Raw genomic sequence first — 21,269 nt, forward strand, 5'->3', positions numbered from 1 at the left:
AGCGACAGGTACTTGTCGGTGCCCAGTGTCATTCTGGTCGGCTCTCTACGAAAGGAACCACAATGACGCACACGCCATCGCCCGGCTGGCATCCCGACCCGAGCGGACAGCCGGGCCAGCGATATCACGACGGTGCACGCTGGACCCAACACTTCGTGCCGACGCCGCCGACCGTGTCGGCGCCGACTGCGCAAGCCGTCGCGGTGGCGGTATCAACAGGCGGAACCAACCATGCCCTTCACGCCGTGCTGACGTTCTTGACGTGCGGGCTGTGGCTGCCGATCTGGATCTTGGCCGCGCTCTTCGGCGGTGGGTTGTCCTCGGTTGCCGTCGGTACCAATGGCGCGCTCGTACGGACGTCCAATAGTCGGCCGATCGTCGTGGCGGCGGTGGTCGGTGGACTGGTTCTGCTCGGCGCTGCCAACCAGCACCCATGGCTGTACGTCGTGATGGTGGCGCTCGGGCTCCTCGGCGGGTATGGCTTCTGGGTGCTCAAGTCGGCGGACAAGCGCGAAGAGCAGCAGCGCCGCGAGCAGTTCCAGCGCGACATGCTTGCACAACGAGCCGACTACGAGAACCACCTGTACCAGCAGGGTGACCCCCGCGGTGTGCATGGGCGCTATCTGCCGCCGGAGTCGTTGTGAAACAACATGTCCGGGTCGGGCGGGGCGAACCGGCGGCTCAGCAGCGCGACCAGTTCGACGGCATCGGGCTCGTCGTCGAGCAGCGCGATCAACTCGTCGCGGTCGTTCAGCGGTACCGGTACCAGCCCGCCGAAGCACCGCAGGCTGTCCCCGGCGGGTGCCACGCGCGTACAGATCAGCTGCCCGGGCTTGAGTTGACGGCTGTCGGCTTCGGCATGCGCATCCTGGGTGTCGCCGGTTCGCACATCGCGCACGGTCACGTCGCGGCTGGGATGCACCGCGTCGACCTCGAACACCGAGCGGTCCACCGACAGCCACTGCTGGGCAAGCGACAACTCGTCGTCTGGGAGCAGTGACCCGCGCACCGCGACGAAATCCTCGAACGCCCCGCCCTCGAACAACACCGCGTCCATAACCAGCGGATCGCTCACTGCCACAACGACTTCGTCGTAATCTGCGGCATAGCGGCTCCGCTCGTAGCCAACCTCGTGCAACAGCTCGTCCCAGCCGGTGTGCATGACGTGTTGGGCGGCCTTCGAGTACAGCCAGTCGGCGCGTTCGGCCAACGGCAGCTGTTCACGGCCGAGGTGACACTTCTTGTATTTGCGGCCCGACCCGCACCAACAGGCATCGTTGCGCCCCACATCGTTTCGCGGTTGGGACCGATGTCGTTCCAGCAACGTAACGATCGGATCGTCGGGATCGGCGCCCGCTCGGCGGAGGAGCGACAGCGCGCGCTCGGGGTCACCGCGATCGGACGCGAACCGGGCGAGGTCGAACAACACTGGCGCCCAACCGGTATCCATGGATTCGGCGGCCAGGAACTCGCGTTCGGCGCTTTCGACGTCCCCGATGCGCTCCAGTGCCACCGCGCGCAGCCACTGGCACGCGACCTGGGCCGTCCGCGGCACCTTGGACTCCAGGGTCTCGGCGAGCATGCCCAGTCCAGTCGCACCGGCCCGTCCAGTGCCTGCGGTTTCCGTCGCCAATATCTCGGCAAGGTCGGGATCGGCCAGCACGGCACCGAGGTCTCCGGACAGATCACTGAAATCGCCCACCCACGGCGAATCTTCGGACTGTTCAGGTGACACGAGCTCGTCGTCGGAGCCGGTCTCGATCAAGGTCGCCATCTGCCGATGCATGGTGATGAGCGTGTAGAGCGCCAGCGCCTCATCGGGGTGAAGGTCATGCCGGTCGGCCAGCAGGTTCCAGCCACGTTTGAAATCCCATGCGCCGAAGTTGAATTCCACCGGCGCGAGGAGATCTGCCCGGCGCTTCAGGCCATATTCGTCGATGATCTCGCTCAGGGGTAGCAGTGGTGCGGAGAATACTGACGCATCTTCGTGGCACAGTGTCCAGACAGCTTCCGACAGGACGGCCGGTGCGTCGTCGTCGAGCAGTGCGGCCAACCGTTCACCGACGGGCGGCCGTTCGGCAGCGGCGACCCGCTCGACCGCCAGTCCTTGTAAGGTCAGCCGGACCCCGACCAGCTCACCCTCGGACAGGCCCAAGCTCCCGAGCGTTCCCGCCGGCAGCAGCAGGGCCCCGTTGCGGTCGACTGCCTCGGCGGGAATCCCGCGCTGCCCGAGGAGCGCGGCGTCGTAACCGGCCGTCACCACCACAGCCGGTTCCTTGGTGGCGAAGCGCGCGCGTGTGCCGTGGTTCGCGAGGATCGGATCGAGTTCCGGGGTGACCGTCAGGATGTCGTGGGTCAGCTCGTCGGCGGTGAGCCGACGGGTGAGCACCCGCCCCAGCAATAGCGCGGGCAGCCACACCCAGCGGCCGTCGGTCAATTGGCCTACACCATCGCCGATCTCGTCGAGAAGCTCCTCGAAATCGAGGTAATCCCCGCCGGCCTCCTGAATCCGGCGTAGGAACTCGTCCTCGGACAGCGGCCCGTGCCTGGTCAGGATTTCCTCGGCGGGCCCCTCTGGATCGAACTCCTCCACCATGGGGGTCACCCTAGTCCCCGGACCTGTCGCAGTTCGTCGCGTGATACCGCATGTGGTACCACCTTTCCAGACCATGTATGTGCCGGCCTCGCGGTGCTGGTGTGACTGATGAGACCATTGCACCTGATGGACGTTCGGATTCTGCAAGCCGACGACTGGCGACTCTGGCGTCGACTCCGCCTTAAAGCGCTCGCGGAGTCGCCCGACATGTACGGGTCGACGCTGGCCGAATGGACCGGCGACGGCGACACGGAAGAACGGTGGCGGAACCGGTTTTCCGCGGTTCCGTTCAATGCCGTCATCGACTGCGACGGCATGCCTGCCGGGATCGTAGGTGCCTATGTGCAGGCCGGCGGCGCGGTGGAACTGATATCCATGTGGGTCGATCCGGCCGTCCGTGGGCGCGGAGTGGGCGACGCGGCCGTGCAAGCCGTGCTGGACTGGGCCGACCGCTGCGACGTGGTGCTCTCGGTGAAGACGCACAATCGGCCGGCCATCGCGCTGTACGAGCGCAACGGCTTCATCGATGCCGGTCCGTCACCCGATGACGATGACGAACGGTTGATGCGACGGTCGAACTGACGGTCTCGACCCAGCGTCGCGTCGTTGCTGCCGTAGTGCAGACCGCACAGCGCGATTATGTGTCTCCAATATGAGTTGAGTGACGCGGGGCGGATGCGTCCCTAGATTGGGGTTATCGGCGCTGACGCGCAAGCTGAAAGTCCTAGTTGGCTTGTGACGCAGATCATTACGTCGATGACAGGGTGTTCCCGTCTGTACGGGGAACGCCGATCAATCGACCGATTCATAGCAGATGCAAAGGAGCATCATGACCATCAAATTGCGTTACGTCGCATCGTTATTCGTCACAGGAGCGGCTGCGGCCGCGATTGCTGCCGCACCGACCGCCGCTGCCGCGCCCTCGTGTGTCGGCTCTGGCAATGCCACCATTTGCCAGCGGGGCGGCCACACGGCGATCACCACGAATCCGCCGGTCAATCGAGCGCCGACCTCGGTGTACGGCCCGTTCCTGCCGTCGCACTACCCATTCCGGTAAGCCCTACCCGTCAGCCGCCGCCACCAGCGACCGCAGCTTGATGCCCGGGTTGTCGCGCTGAAACCCTTCCAGCCGCCACGGCGTCGAGAAGAGCACGAGCATCACGCCGTCGGTGCGGGTCAACACTTCGGCGGAGACCTGCCGGTTCATGAACTCGGCGTCCTCGGGGTCGACGATCCGCGCGACCTGATATGGCAAGTGTTCCAACGTGATCGGCGCGCTGAGCTCGGTGGCCATCCGATGGGCGGCCACCTCGAACTGCATGGGACCGACGGCGGCGAACACCGGCGCCTGCTCGCCACGCTTGTCCGAGCGCAGCACCTGCACGACACCTTCTTGGTCGAGCTGTTCGATACCGCGGCGGAACTGCTTGTGCTTGCTGGGGTCGGTGCCGCGAGCCACCGCGAAATGTTCGGGCGAGAAGCTCGGAATCGGCGGATACTGCACGGGCACATCGCGATACAGCGTGTCACCGGGCCGTAGGGCGGCGGCGTTGGCAAGGCCGATCACGTCACCGGGCCACGCGTCGTCCAGCGTCGAACGCTGCTGGCCGAAAACCGACTGCGCGTACTTGGTGACGAACGGCTTGCCGGTGCTGGCGTGTGTGAGCACGTCGCCGCGTTCGAACGTGCCCGAGACCACACGGGCGTAGGCGATGCGGTCGCGATGTGCCGAATCCATGCCGGCCTGCACCTTGAACACGAACGCGCTGAACGGGTCGTCGGTCGCGCGGCGCGTGCCGTCGACGGCGAGCGCGCCGTTGGGCGCGGGTGCGAGTTCGGCGAGCACGTCGAGTAGCTGGTTGACGCCGAAGTTCAGCGCCGCGGACGTGAACAGCACCGGTGAGGCGTCGCCGCTGAGGAACGCGTCGCGGTCGTAGTCGGAACCGTCGGCGCTCAGCAGTTCGGATTCCTCGACCGCGGTCTCCCAGTCGACCCCGGCGGCGTCGTACGCGTCGTCGGCGGGGATGTGTTCCTCGGGGGCTGCGGTGGCGCCGCCCGCGGTGCGGGTGAACCGGATGAAATGGCCCTTGCGGCGGTCCATCACCCCCTTGAAGTCCCCGGCGATACCGACCGGCCAGGTCAGGGGAGTGGTGCGCAGCCCGATCCGCTCGTGGATCTCGTCCATCAATTCCAGCGCGTGGCGGCCCGGACGGTCCCACTTGTTGATCACCGTGATGATCGGGATGCCGCGGTGCTTGCACACCTGGAACAGTTTGAGGGTCTGCGGCTCAAGGCCTTTCGCGGCGTCGATCAGCATGACCGCGGAGTCCACGGCCGTCAGCACCCGGTAGGTGTCCTCGGAGAAGTCGGCGTGGCCGGGCGTGTCCAGCAGGTTGATGACGCAGTCGCGGTACGGGAACTGCAGCGCCGTCGACGTGATCGAGATGCCCCTGGCCTTCTCCATGTCCATCCAGTCCGACACCGTCGACCGGCGGCCCGCCTTGCCGTGGATTGCGCCGGCCTCGGTGATGGCCCGGGCATGCAGCGCCAACGCCTCGGTCAGTGTCGACTTACCGGCGTCGGGGTGGCTGATGACGGCGAAGGTGCGGCGGCGGGCTGCTTCGGTGGCGACGCGGCCGTTCGCGGAGGTCTTCGGCGTGTCCAGGGCGTTCTCGGTCATCTCGACTAGCGATGGTATTGGCCGCGGCCTGCAAATCCGTAATCGAGCGGTTCAGGTTTCGGGGTGGCTCCACGCGCGGAGTTGGCCGGCGATCTCATCCAGGCCGGGCTCCGCGCCTGTCGCGACCTTGATGACAAAGTTGAACCGGTCATCCTCGGGTGCGCTGATCCAGTAGCCGTTGACTGCCAGGAATGTCAGACACGCCGTCCACGCGAGCCGCTTGTTGCCGTCGACAAGTGCGTGGTTGCGTGCCACTGATTGCATGAGAGCGGCTGCCTTGAGGTGCAGATCCGGGTAGGCGTCTCCGCCGAATACCGAAGCGGCGGGCCGTGCCAGCGCGGACTCAAGCAGGCCGTAGTCGCGAACCGCGACATCGTCACCGACGGCGAAGCGGGCGATCTCCAGGAGATCGTCGAGGTCCAGATATTCGGTCATGCGTCCTTGAGGCGTTCGAGAACGCCGGCTTCCTCGGCCACTACCCGCCGCAACGCCGCGTCCACCTTGGTTTTGTGGGCGCGGCGGGCGATGTACTCGTCGATGGCCGAGAGTGCAACTGCCTGCATTGACCGCCCCTCAACTGCGGCTTGTCGGCGTAACGCCTCGGTCTGCTCGTCACTCGTCCGCAGCGTCATACCCATGCCGCGATGATACCGTTCTGATACCACTATGTGGAGGCGCTGCAGCGAGATTCAGTGCCTCTGAGAGAGCGGTGCTGGTGTGGCGCATGTGGTTTCAGCCCGGCCGAGGACGCGATAGTCACGCTCGACCGGTACCCTCGGTGTGCGATTGACATGGATCGGAGGTCATCTGTGGACCTCGTGCTCGGTCTCTCGATGACATCGAGAGACATCCGGTGGGTGCTGGTCGAAGGAACGACAGGCGAAGGTGCGCCTGTCGATTGTGGTGCGCTGGACATCCCGGATGTCGCCGCGTTCGACGCTGAGTCGTTCCTCGAGGAACTGCTGGGTGACGGGGTCGTGCACTCCGTCGGTCTGACCTGCGCGCAGGGTGCTGAAACTCTGCTGGCCAAGATCAGCGACGCGTTCGGCGTCGTCGGTGGGGGTGCCCGCCTGGTCGAGGTGTCCGACGTCGACGCCACCAAAGTGCTCGCGAGCGGCATCCAGGACATCACCGGAAACAACTTCGTCGTCGTGATCGTCGCCGAACCCGAGGCCGCGATCGTGGCGGCCGTCGACGCGCAGCGGGTCACCGTCGAGCGCATCGACCGTCCCGGCTTCGGGCCGCGGATCAACGCCGTCAGTGCGGCGGTGGACAGCGTGCGCCCGCGCCCCGACTCGATCTTCGTGCTCGGCTCCGGCGACGCCGAAACCCTCGCGTCAATCCTGCGCGACGAGACGGCACGGCCGGTCATCACGGCCGACGAAGCCGAGTTCGCGCTGACCCGTGGGGCCGCGCTGGTGTCGGCCCGAGCCGGTGCGGATGCAGCGTCGTCGGCCAGTCCGCGGTTCTCACAAGTCCGGGTTCTGTCCTCGGTCCTCGCCGCCGCGGTCGTGGTGTTCGTGGTGTCGGTGTCGCTCGCGTTGGGGCTGCGGCTCACGCCGAACTCGATCGAGCAGCCGCGCAACACCAGCGCCGAGGGCCACGCGGAATCCAAGCCGGCGCCCAAGTCCGCGCCCATCGCCGAGGCCGCTGCCCATCCGCCCGTGCTCGCGCCGCCCGCGGCGCCACCGCCGGCCCCTGAGGCCGTGCCGGTTCCCGAGGTCGCACCCGCGCCTGAGCCCGAGGTCGCACCGATGCCGGAACCGGCGCCGGAGGTTGCGCCTGCCGAACCGGCGTATGTCCCGCCCGCGCCGGAGCCCGTCGCGCCCGCGCCCGAGTACGTGCCGCCGGTCCCGGATCCGGTCTACGTGCCGCCGGCGCCGCCCGCGTATGTGCCGCCTGTGGCACCGCCTCAGCCGCGTCTGCGGGACCGGATCATCGAGAAGATCCCGCTGCTCAACCGCTTCCACTGAGCGTCCACCACGGACCGAAGCTGATGTCCAGCCTCGTGCTGGCCTTGTAGCCCGACCACGTTGCGACGCCTTCGGGTTGCCCCCGGTAGATCCCGCGCGCCGCCGAGACCACGCGGGGCCGCTCGGTCGGCCACCGGATCTCTTCGGCGATCTGCTCCAGCACCCCGGCGTCGCGATCGAGCACGCGGTCGACGATCTCCACGGCAGGCAGGGCGTGACGCTTGTCGCCGTTGCAGCGTGCGCACGCCAACACGAGATTGGCCAACCCGTCGATGCCGACCAGCGACCACGGCAGCACATGATCGATGGGATTGTCGGCCGGCAGGTGCGCACCGCAGTAGAAGCAGTGCGGTCCGTAGGCCTCCTTGAACGGTTTCCGCACGGCGCCGAGGGCGGCCCTGTCGCGGCCGAACAGATGTCCGGCGATGTCAGGCACGTCGGCGTCGAGGAACTTGTTCATTCGGCGGACGTCGTCGACCCACATGATCTCCAGTGCGGGCTTGAGCAACCCGGCCAGCCTCGCCAGCCCGAACGCAACACCCGGCAACAACTCGATGGCGTCTCCGTGCTCGCGCAGTGTGCGATGCGAGACGTTCTCGCCGAGAAACGAGTCGTCGTACAGGAACGTGTCACTCGTCGTGGCGCCGGGCAGGCGCTGCAACCGGGGGAGCGGCTGCTTGGCCAGGGCCAGGGTGATGGTTTTGATAGTCGCCGCGTATACGTCGGGTGCGTGCACCATGGCCCGGCTGACCGACGCTCCCGCCGGGGCGGCCGCCCGCAAAGTCAGCACGGCTCGCGGGATGCGCGCGTTCTCGCCCGTCGACTGCCGCAATTCGTGGCCTTCGAACGGACGGACCTGGCGCCAGTACAGCTCCAGCACGCGGTGCGCGAGATCGGGGATCGGCACCGTGAGCGTGTCGTCGGGTTCGGCCGGCAGATGCTCGATGCAGTGCTCGATGAGCGCCATGAGTGTCGCGAGCTTGTAGGTGGCTGTCCGTAACCCCGTCTCGAGGATGGCGACGACGCGCTGACCCAGTAGCAGTGGATCGCCCGTCACACAACGACACTATTACGACTCGCCTACGGGTCGGAGCCGTCGTGCCGAATGTGACCGGGCCCGGCTAGGATGAATCCACCCGGATCACGGATCCGCATCAATCCGGCCATCGCCGAACCACATTGGAGTGATGTTGACGTCTGTTCGTCGTGCCTGCCTCGCGGTCACGCTCGCGGTGCTCGCTGTGCTGGGTGGTGTCGTCGTCACGGCATTGCCCAACTGCTCCGAGCACTGCCAGACACTGGCCGCGCCGCCGCAGGGCGCGCCGTTGCCGTCGCCCACGGAGCCGGCCCGGCTCACCATCACGCCCAAGCCGAACGCCGAAGTCGATCCGCTGGCGCGGGTCATGGTCACGGCGGAGACCGGCACCGTCGCCAACGTCTCGATGGTCAACGACGCCGGCAAGCAGATCCCCGGTGTCCTCACCCCGGATGCGAAGACCTGGAAGCCGACGACGACGCTCGGCTACGGCCGCACCTACACGTTGACGGTTGACGCGCGTGGCCCCGGCGGCATGCCGACCCGGCAAACCACGACGTTCAGCACCCTGACCCCGAGCTATCAGGCCCGCGTCTACCTCAACGGCACGAACTACGCCCCGTTGCAGGACGGCGCCACCTACGGCGTCGGCATGGTGATCGTCGCGCGCTTCGACGAGCCGATCACCGACAAGGCCAACGCCGAACGCCGCATGCAGGTGACCACCGAACCGAAGGTCACCGGCTCCTGGAACTGGATCGACGACCAGACCGCGCACTGGCGCCCGGAGAAGTACTACGCGCCCGGCACCAAGGTTACGGTCGACGCCGGCATCTACGGCGCCAAACTCGGCGACGACCTGTACGGCGCGCAGGACGAGAAGGTGTCGTTCAACATCGGCCCGTCACACGTCTCGATCGCCGACGACACCGACAAGCAGGTCCGGGTGTACGAAAACGGCAAGCTGGTCCGGACCATGCCGACGTCGATGGGCATGGGTGGCACCGAGACCGTCGGCGGCACCACCATGAGCTTCTGGACCCCACGCGGCATCTACACCGTGATGGACAAGGCCAACCCGGTGATCATGGACTCGTCGACCTACGGCCTGCCGGTCAACTCGCGGCTCGGCTACAAGACGACCATCCCGTTCGCGACGCGGATCAGCGTCGACGGCATCTATCTGCACCAGCTCAACTCGACGGTGTGGGCTCAGGGCAAGGAGAACGTCAGCCACGGCTGCCTGAACCTCAGCGGCGAGAACGCCGAGTGGTTCTACAACTTCTCGGTGCCCGGCGACATCGTCGAGATCCGCAACACCGGCGGTGACCCGCTCAAGCCCGACAACAACGGCGACTGGACGGTGCCCTGGGATCAGTGGGTCAAGGGCAGCGCGCTGCGTCGCTAGACGTGCGCCCAATTCGACGTAATCGTTGCGATCAGCCGCGTCGGGCGACGTTTTTGTCGAATTGGGCGAGCAATCAGGCCGTCAAGTCAGCCAACTCGCGACGCACCGCGTCGATGGTCGCGGCCAGGCCCCGGCCGGGGTCTGCGCGCACCCACCGTTCGAACGCGACCTTGAACACCGCCATGCCGGTCTCGGCGGCCAGGCGTGCGGTCGGTTCGTCGACGCCCCGCCGGCACAGTGCGTCGGCCATCTGGCGGGTCAACAGTGCGAGCTTGGTCAGCTCACGTTCTTGCAGGCTCGGGTTGGCGTCGATGACGGACTGCCGCTTGCCGGCCTGATCGCGGCGCCCGTCGAGAACCTCACCGAACGCGGCCAATGCCAGCCCGACGGCGTCGAGCGGCGGGGTGCCCTCCGGTGCCGCATCGATCCGGCCGATCAACAGCTCGGTCAACTCGGCCTGCCCGCCGAAGAGCACCTCGCGCTTGTCGGCGAAATACCGGAAGTAAGTGCGCTCGGTGAGGCCGGCCCGCTCGGCGATCTCGGCGACCGTGACCTGGTCGTACCCGCGTTCGGCGTACAGCTCCAGCGCCGCCTCCGCCAGGCGGCCGTGGGCGTTGGGCTGCCACCGGCTCATGACTTCGATCTTAGGGAATGTCAGTGACTGTCATCGCGTTGCGCTGAAGACAGTCACTGACATCAGGAGGTTCCCATGAAGGTTTTCGTCACCGGCGCATCCGGGTTTGTCGGCACCGCAGTCGTCCACGACCTCGTCGCACACGGTCACGACGTGATCGGCCTGGCCCGGTCCGACGCATCCGCCGACGCGATCACCGCGGCGGGCGCTAGCGTGCACCGCGGCGACCTGAACGACCTCGACAGCCTGCGTGCCGGAGCCGCCGCGGCCGACGGCGTCGTTCATCTCGCGTTCCACCACGACTTCGACGAATTCGCCGATGCCGGGGATCTCGACCGCCGCGCCATCGAGGCACTGGGCGAAACCCTCGCCGGATCAGACCGCCCCCTGGTGGTCACGTCGGGCATGGCGGGCCACACCCCGGGCCGCCCGATCACCGAGACCGACGCCGCCCAACCCGGATTGCCGAGGGTGTCCGAGCAGGCGGCCCTGGCGTTCGCCGACCGCGGAGTGCGCGTCGGGATCGTGCGCCTGTCACCGACGACGCATGGTGTCGGCGACCACGGGTTCGTGCCGCGACTGATCCAGATCGCCCGCGAGAAGGGCGTTTCGGCATACCCGGGTGACGGCACCAACCGCTGGCCCGCGGTGCATCGCCTCGACGCGGCCCCGCTGTTCCGCCTCGCGCTGGAGAAGGCGACCAGCGGCACGATCCTGCACGCAGTCGCCGAAGAAGGCATCCCGAGCAAGGAGATCGCCGAGGCCATCGGCCGCGGGTTGAACCTGCCCGTGACGTCGGTGCCCGCCGAGCAGGCCTTCGACCACTTCGGTTGGATCGGCGGGTTTTTCGCGCTCGACCTCCCGGGATCGAGCGAGCTGACCCGGGAGCGCTTCGACTGGAAGGCCGCCGAGGTCGGGCTCATCGAGGATCTCGAACAGGGGCACTATTTCGCGTAGGGGACGCCGCAGCGGGTCTGGCGCCTACTCCCGCCAGGCCCGCTCGAACGGCAACCGCCATGCGTTGGGCGCGATCAACTGGTGAATGGCGTTGGGCCCCCACGTCCCGGGTGGATACATCTTGACCAACGGGGGATCCTCCAGCAGCGGCATCGAACGCTCCCACAGCGATTCGATGCCCTCGGCCGTGGTGAACAACGTGTGGTCGCCGCGCATGGCGTCGAGGATCAACCGCTCGTAGGCCTCGAGCACGTCGGCGATCGCCGCGGTCTCCTGCGTCGAGAACTGCATCGACAGCTTCTCCAGCCGCATGCCCGGCCCGGGCCGCTTGCCGTAGAACGACAGGGACACCTTCGACTCGTCGGCCAGATCGAACGTCAGGTGATCCGGACCCTGCGCGCCCACGCCGGATCCGGCCGGGAACATCGTGCGCGGTGCCTCCTTGAACGCGATCGAGATGATCCGTTGACCCTCGGCCATCTTCTTGCCCGTGCGCAGGTAGATCGGCACGCCGGCCCACCGCCAGTTGTCGATCCCGACCTTGAGCGCGATGAACGTCTCGGTCTCGGAATCCGGTGACACCCCGGGCTCGTCGCGGTAGCCCTGATACTGGCCGCGCACCACGTCGGCCGGGTTGATCGGCAGCATCGACCGGAAGACCTTGTTCTTCTCCTCGCTGATCGCGCGCGGCTCCAACGCCGTCGGCGGCTCCATCACCACGAACGCCATCACCTGGAACAGGTGCGTGACCACCATGTCCTTGTAGGCACCGGTGCTCTCGTAGAAGTTGGCCCGCTGATCGAGCCCGAGCTTCTCCGGGATGTCGATCTGGATGTGGTCGATGAAGTTTCGGTTCCAGATGGGCTCGAACAGGCCGTTGGCGAACCGGAACGCCAGGATGTTCTGCGCGGCCTCCTTGCCCAGGAAGTGGTCGATGCGGAAGATCTGCGATTCCTTGAACGTCTTGTGCACGAAGGCATTCAGCGCGACCGCGCTCTCCAGGTCGGTGCCGAACGGCTTTTCCATCACGACCTTCGAGCGCTTCACCAGGTCGGCGTCCTTGAGCATGGTGATGACGGACTGGGCGGCCTTGGGCGGCACCGAGAGATAGTGCAGCCGACGCGCATCGGGCCCCAGCTCCTCCTCGGCGACCGCGACGGCCTTGGCGAGCGCTTCGGGCCCCGCGCTCTGCGGGACGTACTGCACCTTGCTCGCGAAGCTCGCCCACTGCTCGTCGGTGGGGTGCCGGTTGCCGAACTCGTCGATGGCCTTCTTGGCGTGTGCGAGGAACTCCTCGTCGGTGAAATCTTCCAGCGAAGTGGCTACGACCCGGATGTCCGGACTGAACGTCGACTGGTCCAGATAGGCCAGGCCCGGGAGCAGTTTGCGTTTCGCCAGGTCGCCGGTCGCCCCGAACAGCACGATGACGTGCGGCGGCAGGGACTCGCTGTCGTGCCGGAGCGGCCGTGAACCAGGGGCGGGGTAGGCGATGTTCTGCGCTTTGTCGGTAGCCACGCTTCGCATCCTGGCAGGCCCGCGTGCACTCGCGGCGTCGGTTGGGTTAACTCGGCCGATCAGCAAAGTCCGCGCGGACGTTGCTACTGAATGCATTTACCAAGCTCGGCTATACAATTCGCACCGAAATTGTTAACCAAACTGACGCACGAACTCGCTGTGATTCAGCCCACGTAAGCGGTACATTGTGACCGCACTCATAGAAAGGGCTGTCGATGATCGGAGCAGTGGTTGGTGGTCTCCTGCTGGTGCTCGGCATTTGTGCGGTCACCGGAGTCGTCGTGGCTGCCGTGATGGGTCTGCCCAGCTTGGCAATCGCGATCGGCCTCATCTCCGGTGCGTTTTTCGCCGGCAGGGCCGTTTAGAGCTTCAGCCGCTTTCGCAGGCCGGTCGCTCGGACTGCCTGCCGGGTGATCGCCGCGCGAACTTCGGGTTCCGCGCCGACGACGCGGATGCGGGTCTTGGCCCGCGTGACGGCCGTGTAAAACAACTCCCGGGTCAGCAGCCGTGACTCGACCTCCGGCAACAGCACCGTCACCTCGTCGGCCTGGCTGCCCTGTGACTTGTGGATGGTCATGGCGTGCATGGTCTCCACCTCGGTGAGCCGGCCCGGCGCGAACGAACCCGCTCCGCCGACGACGGCCCGTAACCCGTCCGGGGTCGCGACCGTGACGCCCGTATCGCCGTTGTAGAGCTTGAGCCCATAGTCGTTGGCGGTCACCAGGATCGGGCGGCCCGCATACCACGTCGCCCACAGCGGCTCACCCGTCTCTTCGGTCAGCCAACGCTCCACCTGACGGTTCCACTGCGCGACGCCATACGGTCCGCGGCGATGTGCACACAGCAGGCGATGCTCATCGAGCGTCGCCAGCGCGGCCCGGCCGTCACCCAGAATCGCGGCCTGCCGCATCGCAAGGGCATGCGGCACAAGCACTTCCCGCAACCGCTCGGTGGCGTCGGAGGTCACCCAGTCGATGTGGTCGCCACCGGCCGCGAGCACCTCGAGGGCCCGGTCAGCGTCGCCGACGCGGATCGCCGAGGCCAGCGCGCCGATCGACTCACCGAACCGGTGCGACGTGCGCAGCGCGGCCACGCCCCGCTCACCCAGGCCGTCGACCAGATCGGCCAGCACCGCGCCGGCCTCGACCGAGGCCAGCTGATCGGGATCACCGACGAGGATCAGCCGGGTCTGCGGCCGCACGGCCTCCAACAGCCGGGCCATCATGGTCAACGAAACCATCGAGGTCTCGTCGACCACGATCACGTCGTGCGGCAACCGATTCGCGCGGTGATGCCGGAACCGCGACGACGTGTCCGGCCGCGCGCCCAGCAGCCGGTGCAGCGTCGTCGCCTGCAGGCCCGCCAACCTCCTGCGGTCGATCAGGTCGAGCCGATCTACCTCCAGTTGCACGGCCTGCTGCAGCCGGGCTGCGGCCTTGCCGGTCGGCGCCGCGAGCGCGATCCGCAGCGCGGGCCGACCCGCCAACGCGGCCTGCTCGGCCAACAGCGCCAGCAGCCGCGCGACGGTCGTGGTCTTGCCCGTGCCCGGTCCGCCGGTCAGCACCGTCAGGCCTTGTGACAGGGCGACATTCGCCGCGGCCCGCTGTTCCTCGAACCCCTCGGGGAACAGCCGCGCCACGTCCGGGGCGCCGTCGGCGGGGCGGGCCGCGACCAATGCGAGCACGTCGTCACACACCTGTTGTTCCTCAAGCCAGTATCGGTCGAGATACAGCAGGTCACCGAACAGGCGCAGCACCGGGGGCGGACCGACCGTCAGCGGGCTGGCGGACACCGCCGCCAGCCAGGCATCGGCATCCAGGTCGAACTCAGGCGCCACCGACCGCAGATCCACACACACCGAACCACCGCGCAGCGCGCGCACCGCGGCGGCGACCGCCAGACCCACCGACTCGTCGGTCTCGCCGGCCAGGGCCGTCAAACGTTGCGCCACATGGATATCGGCGGGTTCGAACTCGTGGTCAAGCATCGAGCAGCTCCGATATCGCGATGACCAGCGCGGCGGGCGGTGCCCAGCTGAACACTCCGGCCGGGTGTCCGTGGACGACGGGCGTCGCCGCCCCACACATACCGCGCACGAACAGGTACAGCACGCCACCCAGGTGGATCGACGGATCGTAGCCGGGCAGCCGCCACCGCAGATACCGGTGCAGCACGACGCTGTACAGCAGCGCCTGCAGCGGATAGTCGGAATGCAGCATGGCCTCGACCATCCGGGCGCGGCCGTAGTCGGCCGCTGTGAGTCCGGCATCACCGGTGCCGAGCCAGTTGGTCTTGTAATCCACGACAACGAACCGCCCGTCGATGCGCAACACCGCGTCCACCGACCCGGACAGGTATCCACGTAGCGGCTGATCGCCCAACACTCCGTGCGAAAGCCGCTCGGCATAGCAGGCCAGCGGATCGTCGGCGGGCAGATGTTCGGCGAGCAGGGCGCCCACATCGGCCAACCGCGCGAACCCACCGGCCCGCACGTCGCCCCCGGCCATCGGGAACTCGAAATCCATCTCGCACAACCGGTCCGACAAACCGATCTGCCGCAACGTGAGCCCCGGCGCCAGCGGGCCCAGCGGTGTGTCGTGCAGCGGCACCAGCGCCGTCGCCAGCTCGTCGGGCTCGACATCGACCGGCCAGCGTTCGGTATGCGCGCGCACGTGTTCGGCCAACTCGGCGGCCAGGTCGGGCGCCGACGGATCAGCCGTCTCCAGCACCGCATGCACGAGCGATCCGAATGCCGCCCCGGTCGGCAGCTCGGCCATGGGCGACGGGACGTCGGCCCCGGTCGCTGGTGCGACGACGGGCAGGTCGTCGACCTCGTCGTCGAGCTCGGCGATCTCCGGCTCACTCGAAACGCCTGCGGTGTCGGCCGCGCGCAGCAGACCCGAGTACGAGGTCCGCCGCCACGACGTGTCGATCTTGCGGTGAAAGTGCCGCACCGCAAGCTTGCTCGTCCGCTCGGGCAGGGCCACCGGGGTGAACGCCCCGATCACGGACTCCTCGATCACCGGCCCGCCCGCAGCCTCCCACGCGCGCAGGCGGTCCAGCGCGTCCTCGTCGGTCACCTTGAGCGGCGAGCACTTGTCGGGCACCTCGGTGTCGCCGGGCCGCCGCCCGCGCAGCAGGCGGGACAGCCCGCCGTTGGGTTCGTCGCGCGCGGGTGCCCACCACGCCACCACCTGTGACTGCGCCCGCGTCATGGCGACGTATGTCAGGCGGCTGTCGTCTGCCGCGGCTTCGGCGCGGCCGGCCCGTGCGACCGCGGGATCCATGCCGCCGATGTGCAGGCACCGGACCCCGTCGTCGTGGAACAGCACCAGATCCTGTTCGGGCACATAGCGGTTGAACGCGAACGGCAGGTACACGACCGGGTATTGCAGGCCCTTGCTCACCCACACGGTCATGATCTGCACGGCCGCCGCGTCGCTGTCGAGGCGCCGGTTGCGCTCGGCTTCGCCACCGCCCTCCGAGCGTTGCGTGCGCAGCCAGTCGCGCAGCGCGGGCAGCCCGAATCCTTCGCGGTGCGCGGTGTCCTGCAGCAGCTGGGTCACGTGCGCGAGGTCGGTCATCAAGCGTTCGCCGCCCTGCCACGACAGCACGCGTTTGCCCATGCCCGCCAGCTGCGCGGCCTCGAAGATCGCCGCCACGCCCTGCTCCCGCGCCTGGCCGGCCCACGTGCGCAAGGTCTCGGCGATGCGGTCGGTCAGCTGCTCACCGCCTGCCGCAAGGGATTCCGCGGTCTCGCCGAAGAACATGGTGGCGGCCGCGGCGCGGACCAGGCCGGGCCGGTGCGGCTGGTCAAACGCTTCCAGCAGGTACAGCCAGTCCTCGGCGGCCTCGGAGTTGAACACGTCGGAGTCTCCCGTGTAGACCGCGGGAATGCCGGCGTCGAGCAGTGCGGTGTGGCAGATGCGGGCATCCTTGTGGGTCTCGACGATCACCGCGATGTCGCGGGGTTGCACGGGCTCGCCGTCGAACGTCGCACCACTGGTCAACAGGGATCCGATGTCGGCCGCGAGATCCTTGCTGATGTGCGCGCGCAGATCGCCGATCGGAATCGTCTGGGTGCCAGGACGTTTACGACGCACCACGCGCAGCCGCAACGGATCGTTGTGCGGGGCGCCCGCCAAGCGGTGCCCCTGATGGTGCGCCTGCACGTCGTGCACCACGATCTCGGGACCGCCCAGCTGGGCGCCGCGCAGCACCACCTGCAACCGGTCGACGAGCGCGGCGTCGCTGCGCCAGTTGGTGCCGAGCGTCTGCTTGTCGCCCGCGGTCGACGCGGCACGCAGGTACGTCGCGATGTCGCCGCCGCGGAACGCGTAGATGGCCTGCTTGGGGTCGCCGATGAGGATCAGCGTCGAACGGCCCGAGAACGCGCGCTCGATCACCTGCCACTGCACCGGGTCGGTGTCCTGGAACTCGTCGACCATGACGATGGGCCACCGCTGGTGCATGCGGATGCGGGCGGGCGAGTCTTGGCTTGCCAATGCGCCGGCCAGCCGGGTGAGCAGATCGTCGTAGCCCAGGATGCCGCGGCGCCGCTTGCGGATCTCCAACTCGTCGAGCACATTCCGTGCGAATCGCAATCGCACCGCGTCGTAGGAATCCGGCTCGGGGTCCAGCGGCCGCAGCTCGGTCGCCGGATTGTTGACCACCACCCGGGCCAGCCGCAACGCCTCCCGGTAGTCCAGCACCGGCACATCCCGCTCGTGAGCGAAGTGAGCCAGGTACAGATCGTCGACGATCTCGCACACCAGGTCGTCAAGGCTCTCCACCAGGGTCACGCCGGTATCGCTGTCCCCGGCAACCCCAAGGGATTTCAGCACGATGTGGCAGAACTGGTGGGTGGTGGCGATGGTCGCGGCATCGAACCCGGCCAACGCGTCGCGCAGCCGCAGCCGTCGCGCCTGCTGGTCTTCGGCGATCAGGTGCTGCAGCAGATCGGTGTCGGCGCGGGCCGGATCGTCGAATGCCACCAGGGCGCTGACGATCTGGCCGCGTACCCGTTCGCGGAGCTCCTGGCTGGCCGCCCTGCTGAACGTGATGAGCAGCATCTCGTCGAGTTTCGCCGCGCCCTCGGCGACCATGCGGGTGACCAGGCCGGCCAACGCGAAGGTCTTGCCGGTGCCGGCGCTGGCCTCGAGCACCGTGGTGGTGTTGCGCGCGGGCAGCGGCCCGAGGAGGTCGAATGTCTTCACTGCGGCGGCCTTTCGGCCCGCAGCAGCGGCAACCACAACCGGGCCGCGTACGCCCCGAGCCGGTTGGTCTCACCCTCGACGTCCTCGCCGGGCCGCAGGGGTTGCATGAGATCCCGCAGCCACGCGCCGCGGCCGAACGCCCGCTCGTGCGCGGGCTCCTGGTCCTCGCCCGGGTATTTGTTGGTGCGCCACCGGTATCCGGCGGCGCGTTCCGGGTCATCGCCCGCGTGGCGGGCCTCGGCCCACGCGAACGACGTCTTGACCGGAAGAGGCAGCGGCTCGCGGCGGCCCGCATCGTAGATCGCCACCAGATCGGCCAGCAGCGCCACGGGATCGTCCGGCCGGCCCAGACCCGCCGTCCGTGGTGTGTCGCCCCGTTTCGGGCGCCCGATGCACACCGCCGACCAGTCCCGCTTGGGATACCCGGCAGTCAATGCCAGCAACGGAATCCACGACGCGAGCAGATGCTTGCCGCCCAGCTTCGAATACGTCACCGACACCAGCCGCTCCCCGAACACCGGCGACACCGTGCCGGTGAGCCTGCGTCCGGTGCCCAGGTCGATGTCGATGTCGTAGGCCTGCGGGTCGACGCCGCGGTACCGCAGGGCTTCTGCCGCCAGCAGTGCGCACTGATCCCGCAGCGCGATGGCCCGCCGCCAGCCCAGCTGACCGGGCGGCAGGGTGCCGCGGCGCCACTCGGCCTGCTGGGCGTCGGCCGGGGTCATGCCGCGCATGATGTCGCCCAGCATGCGGTCGCCGACCGTCCACTCCTGCAGTGCGTCGATCTCGACCGGTATCACGTCCGAAACGCCGTCGACGTCCCAGGGCAGCGTGTACTCGAGCGCCCGGAAGAAGCCCTTCACCGGATCCTTGAAGAACGCGACCAGATCTTCCAACGCGACATCGGTGACCGGCAGCGGCGGCAGCGGGTCGGCGAAGAACGGCGGCCGCTGCTCGCGGTGGCCGGTGCTGGCCCGGGCGGCGGTCAACGCCGTGGTGTCGAACGTGAACGGTTCGCCCGGCACGATGTCGCCAGGCGTGACATTCCGAATGTCGAAGGGCTGCAACGGGTGATGCGTGACGACGTCAACCGGCGCCTCGGTGGTGACGTCGAGGGTGTCGAGCAGCTCGGCGACCGGCACCGCGGGCGGCCGCAGCTGGCCCGAGTACTCGTTGGCGCCCGTGTAGGTGATGACGAGGGTCTGGGTGGCCGAGCAGATCGCGTCGAGCAGCAGTTGGCGGTCCTCGGAACGGATGTCGCGTTCACCGGTCATCGGGTCGCGGGCCAACGCGTCGTCGCCGTCGACCGCACCCAGCCGCGGGAACACGCCGTCATCGAGTCCGACCAGGCACACGACCCGGTGCGGAACCGAGCGCATCGGCACCATGGTGCACACGGTCAGGGTGCCCGTGCGGAAGTTGGCGCGCGTCGGACGGCCGGCCAGGTGCCGGTCGAGCAGTGCGCGAATGTCTGCCAGCCGCAAGGCGGTATCGGTCGTCGACGTCGACAGGATCTCGCCGAACTCGCGCTGCACCTGCGCGGCGGGCCAATCCTCGGCGTCGAATGCCAACGCGTCGATGCCGTCGGCGAGCGCGGTCAGCCACTCGGCCAGCGGCCGGACCCCGCTGAGTTGACGGACAGTGTGGCCGAGGCGCTCGACGAACTCCGCGAACCGGCCGGCCAACTCGACGCGGTTGCTGCTGACGTCGTCGAGCGGCAGCGTGGTGCCCAGCCAGGCGTGCGAGTCGTCGGACATCGCCACGCCCGAGAGCACGCGGTCCATGCCGAACCGCCAGGTGTTGTGGAGGAAGTCGACACCGTAGGGCCTGCGCTGCTCCTGATCGAAACCCCAGCGGATGTTGGCTTCGCGGACCCACGCAGTGATGGCGTCGAGATCGTCGTCGGTGAAACCGAAGCGGGCCCGTACGGGCGCCGTCACGGCCAGGTTCAGCACCTCACTGGCGGTGGCCCGCCCACCCGCAAGGGCCAGCAGCTGCGCGGCCACCGAGAGCAACGGATTGGTCTGCACCAGAGCACGATCCGCGAGTCGCACGCGCAGCTTGTGTGCCGGGTGGGCGATGTGGCCGGCCGGAGCTGCTCCGGTGTGCGGCATCACGTCGACGAGCCCGAAGCCCGCGCTGATCAGCGGCGCATACGTCTCGATCTCGGGGCACATCACCAGGATGTCGCGCGGTTCCAGCGTCGGGTCGTCGGCCAGCAGTCCCAGCAGCACCTCACGCAGCACATCGATCTGGCGGGCCGGCCCATGGCACGCGTGCACCTGCACCGAACGGTCGTCCGGCCGGTGGATACGCCCGGTGGGCCGCACCGCGTCGGCCGCGATGTCGGATTGCAGCCAGCCCAGTAGCGTGCCGGGATGCGTTGCGGTGGGCAGGTATTCGTCGGTCGCGGGAACGGGCAGGCCGCGCTCCAGCTCGCGCAGATCCCGGCCGAGAGTGGCCAGCAGCGGGTGGGTCACCTGGCGGTGGCTGGTGTCCTCGTGGCGCGGGATCGGGCCATGCTGGGACTTGAGTGCGTGCCACAGGGTGTCGCTGGGATGCGGCAGCCACAGGTGCAGATCGTGATGGGTGGCCAGTGCACCGAGCAGTTCGATCTCGGTGACCGGCAGCCGCGTGTGCCCGAACAGCGACAGCCGTTGAGGCAGGTCGCTGGGTGAGTCACGGAGCCGGGCAAGGGTTTTCGCGTGCCGGACGTGCGGTGGATCGGCGTCGACGCGGTCGACCACGGCCTGCCACAGCGGACGTTGCCAAGCCAGGTCGTCGTCGAGCCCATGCCAGTCGAGCAGCAGCTCGGGACGCTGGCGCGCGTACGACGCGAACAGCCCGGCCAGCCGGCGGGCCACGGCATAGCGTCGGCCCTCGCGCAGTTCGCGCTCGTCACCCGCTTCGAAATGCCCCAGGTGGGTCGCCAACGTGGTGCACCACGGCGCATCCAGGTTCTCGTCGATGGCCGCGAGCAGCGGCCACACCAAGCTGTCCGGGGACCACGGATCGTCATCGGCGGTGCCGGTGAGTTCGGCGATCAGGGACCGCGGATTGCGGAACTCGACGTTGGCGCACACGCCGAGGCGGTTCGACAGCTGCTGGCTCAACCAGCGTTCGGTGCCCTTCGCCGGAACCAGCACGAGCTCCGGCGCGAACGGGTCCGGCAACGGCTGCGCCAGCAGGGCACCCAGCCCGTCGGCGAGCAGATCCGTGCGCTCGGCCCGGTGCAGGTGTAGTGCCATCGCCCC

Annotated in this window: 17 protein-coding genes; 7 read left to right on the forward strand and 10 right to left on the reverse strand. The window is 68.1% G+C overall.

Annotated elements, in window-relative coordinates; translation table 11 throughout:
• Nucleotides 1-62: 62 nt before the first annotated feature.
• The gene (locus G6N67_RS20540) at nt 63-644 is read left to right on the forward strand and encodes a DUF2510 domain-containing protein (protein ID WP_036429276.1); all 582 of its coding nucleotides are present in this window, start codon (nt 63-65) and stop codon (nt 642-644) included.
• On the opposite strand, the gene G6N67_RS20545 is transcribed toward G6N67_RS20540, so the two are convergent.
• Nucleotides 620-2,596 carry an SEC-C metal-binding domain-containing protein gene (locus tag G6N67_RS20545; RefSeq protein WP_051578463.1) on the reverse strand — a complete coding sequence of 659 codons (1,977 nt, stop codon included), beginning with the start codon at nt 2,594-2,596 and terminating at the stop codon, nt 620-622. The two genes, G6N67_RS20540 and G6N67_RS20545, sit on opposite strands and share 25 nt — an antisense overlap.
• 126 nt (nt 2,597-2,722) lie before the next feature.
• Here G6N67_RS20545 and G6N67_RS20550 point away from each other — a divergent pair, with 126 nt between their 5' ends.
• Nucleotides 2,723-3,178, forward strand: a complete 456-nt coding sequence (locus G6N67_RS20550) for a GNAT family N-acetyltransferase (RefSeq protein WP_197747925.1) — start codon at nt 2,723-2,725, stop codon at nt 3,176-3,178.
• A gap of 247 nt (nt 3,179-3,425) precedes the next feature.
• Entirely contained in the window at nt 3,426-3,653 is a 228-nt protein-coding gene (locus tag G6N67_RS20555) for a hypothetical protein (protein ID WP_036429274.1), read from the forward strand.
• A gap of 3 nt (nt 3,654-3,656) precedes the next feature.
• Here G6N67_RS20555 and G6N67_RS20560 read toward each other — a convergent pair whose 3' ends face one another.
• The 3 genes from G6N67_RS20560 to G6N67_RS20570 are packed head-to-tail and all read right to left on the reverse strand — an operon-like array spanning nt 3,657 to nt 5,914.
• Entirely contained in the window at nt 3,657-5,276 is a 1,620-nt protein-coding gene (locus G6N67_RS20560; RefSeq protein WP_036429272.1) for a peptide chain release factor 3, read from the reverse strand.
• A gap of 51 nt (nt 5,277-5,327) precedes the next feature.
• Complete coding sequence (locus G6N67_RS20565; RefSeq protein WP_036429270.1) at nt 5,328-5,711, reverse strand: type II toxin-antitoxin system death-on-curing family toxin; 384 nt, start codon at nt 5,709-5,711, stop codon at nt 5,328-5,330.
• The gene (locus tag G6N67_RS20570; RefSeq protein WP_036429268.1) at nt 5,708-5,914 is read right to left on the reverse strand and encodes a hypothetical protein; all 207 of its coding nucleotides are present in this window, start codon (nt 5,912-5,914) and stop codon (nt 5,708-5,710) included. Before G6N67_RS20570 ends, G6N67_RS20565 begins: the two co-directional genes overlap by 4 nt.
• Nucleotides 5,915-6,067: 153 nt before the next feature.
• On the opposite strand from G6N67_RS20570, the gene G6N67_RS20575 reads away from it, so the two are divergent.
• Nucleotides 6,068-7,249 carry a DUF7159 family protein gene (locus G6N67_RS20575; protein ID WP_419724293.1) on the forward strand — a complete coding sequence of 394 codons (1,182 nt, stop codon included), beginning with the start codon at nt 6,068-6,070 and terminating at the stop codon, nt 7,247-7,249.
• On the opposite strand, the gene G6N67_RS20580 is transcribed toward G6N67_RS20575, so the two are convergent.
• A complete protein-coding gene (locus G6N67_RS20580; protein WP_036429264.1) occupies nt 7,233-8,306 on the reverse strand; it encodes an HNH endonuclease in 1,074 nt (357 codons plus the stop codon). The two genes, G6N67_RS20575 and G6N67_RS20580, sit on opposite strands and share 17 nt — an antisense overlap.
• Before the next feature lie 127 nt (nt 8,307-8,433).
• On the opposite strand from G6N67_RS20580, the gene G6N67_RS20585 reads away from it, so the two are divergent.
• Nucleotides 8,434-9,693 carry a L,D-transpeptidase gene (locus tag G6N67_RS20585; RefSeq protein ID WP_036429262.1) on the forward strand — a complete coding sequence of 420 codons (1,260 nt, stop codon included), beginning with the start codon at nt 8,434-8,436 and terminating at the stop codon, nt 9,691-9,693.
• 73 nt (nt 9,694-9,766) lie between these two features.
• Here G6N67_RS20585 and G6N67_RS20590 read toward each other — a convergent pair whose 3' ends face one another.
• Entirely contained in the window at nt 9,767-10,327 is a 561-nt protein-coding gene (locus G6N67_RS20590; RefSeq protein ID WP_036429260.1) for a TetR/AcrR family transcriptional regulator, read from the reverse strand.
• Between the two features lie 75 nt (nt 10,328-10,402).
• On the opposite strand from G6N67_RS20590, the gene G6N67_RS20595 reads away from it, so the two are divergent.
• Nucleotides 10,403-11,284 carry an SDR family oxidoreductase gene (locus tag G6N67_RS20595; RefSeq protein WP_036429258.1) on the forward strand — a complete coding sequence of 294 codons (882 nt, stop codon included), beginning with the start codon at nt 10,403-10,405 and terminating at the stop codon, nt 11,282-11,284.
• Between the two features lie 24 nt (nt 11,285-11,308).
• Here the strand turns inward: G6N67_RS20595 and zwf are convergent, their stop codons facing one another.
• Complete coding sequence (gene zwf, locus G6N67_RS20600; protein WP_036434454.1) at nt 11,309-12,799, reverse strand: glucose-6-phosphate dehydrogenase; 1,491 nt, start codon at nt 12,797-12,799, stop codon at nt 11,309-11,311.
• Between the two features lie 215 nt (nt 12,800-13,014).
• Between zwf and G6N67_RS38820 the strand changes: the two genes are divergently transcribed.
• Nucleotides 13,015-13,164: a hypothetical protein gene (locus tag G6N67_RS38820; RefSeq protein WP_110798336.1), complete on the forward strand. Its 150-nt coding sequence runs from the start codon at nt 13,015-13,017 to the stop codon at nt 13,162-13,164.
• On the opposite strand, the gene recD is transcribed toward G6N67_RS38820, so the two are convergent.
• The 3 genes from recD to recC are packed head-to-tail and all read right to left on the reverse strand — an operon-like array spanning nt 13,161 to nt 21,263.
• Nucleotides 13,161-14,786: an exodeoxyribonuclease V subunit alpha gene (gene recD / locus G6N67_RS20605; protein WP_036429256.1), complete on the reverse strand. Its 1,626-nt coding sequence runs from the start codon at nt 14,784-14,786 to the stop codon at nt 13,161-13,163. The two genes, G6N67_RS38820 and recD, sit on opposite strands and share 4 nt — an antisense overlap.
• Nucleotides 14,779-18,015, reverse strand: a complete 3,237-nt coding sequence (gene recB / locus G6N67_RS20610; protein ID WP_036434451.1) for an exodeoxyribonuclease V subunit beta — start codon at nt 18,013-18,015, stop codon at nt 14,779-14,781. Before recB ends, recD begins: the two co-directional genes overlap by 8 nt.
• Complete coding sequence (gene recC / locus G6N67_RS20615) at nt 18,012-21,263, reverse strand: exodeoxyribonuclease V subunit gamma (RefSeq protein WP_036429254.1); 3,252 nt, start codon at nt 21,261-21,263, stop codon at nt 18,012-18,014. Before recC ends, recB begins: the two co-directional genes overlap by 4 nt.
• Between the last annotated feature and the right edge of the window lie 6 nt (nt 21,264-21,269).

The organism is Mycolicibacterium mageritense (assembly GCF_010727475.1).
GTDB classification, from domain to species: domain Bacteria; phylum Actinomycetota; class Actinomycetes; order Mycobacteriales; family Mycobacteriaceae; genus Mycobacterium; species Mycobacterium mageritense.

Coding starts and splice junctions, on each gene's coding strand:
- G6N67_RS20555 (WP_036429274.1), top strand. CDS start 3,426: ATGACCATCAAATTGCGTTACGTCGCATCGTTATTCGTCACAGGAGCG.
- G6N67_RS20545 (WP_051578463.1), bottom strand. CDS start 2,596: ATGGTGGAGGAGTTCGATCCAGAGGGGCCCGCCGAGGAAATCCTGACC.
- G6N67_RS20550 (WP_197747925.1), top strand. CDS start 2,723: ATGGACGTTCGGATTCTGCAAGCCGACGACTGGCGACTCTGGCGTCGA.
- G6N67_RS38820 (WP_110798336.1), top strand. CDS start 13,015: ATGATCGGAGCAGTGGTTGGTGGTCTCCTGCTGGTGCTCGGCATTTGT.
- recC (WP_036429254.1), bottom strand. CDS start 21,263: ATGGCACTACACCTGCACCGGGCCGAGCGCACGGATCTGCTCGCCGAC.
- G6N67_RS20565 (WP_036429270.1), bottom strand. CDS start 5,711: ATGACCGAATATCTGGACCTCGACGATCTCCTGGAGATCGCCCGCTTC.
- G6N67_RS20570 (WP_036429268.1), bottom strand. CDS start 5,914: ATGGGTATGACGCTGCGGACGAGTGACGAGCAGACCGAGGCGTTACGC.
- G6N67_RS20590 (WP_036429260.1), bottom strand. CDS start 10,327: ATGAGCCGGTGGCAGCCCAACGCCCACGGCCGCCTGGCGGAGGCGGCG.
- G6N67_RS20575 (WP_419724293.1), top strand. CDS start 6,068: ATGGATCGGAGGTCATCTGTGGACCTCGTGCTCGGTCTCTCGATGACA.
- G6N67_RS20560 (WP_036429272.1), bottom strand. CDS start 5,276: ATGACCGAGAACGCCCTGGACACGCCGAAGACCTCCGCGAACGGCCGC.
- G6N67_RS20540 (WP_036429276.1), top strand. CDS start 63: ATGACGCACACGCCATCGCCCGGCTGGCATCCCGACCCGAGCGGACAG.
- recD (WP_036429256.1), bottom strand. CDS start 14,786: ATGCTTGACCACGAGTTCGAACCCGCCGATATCCATGTGGCGCAACGT.
- G6N67_RS20595 (WP_036429258.1), top strand. CDS start 10,403: ATGAAGGTTTTCGTCACCGGCGCATCCGGGTTTGTCGGCACCGCAGTC.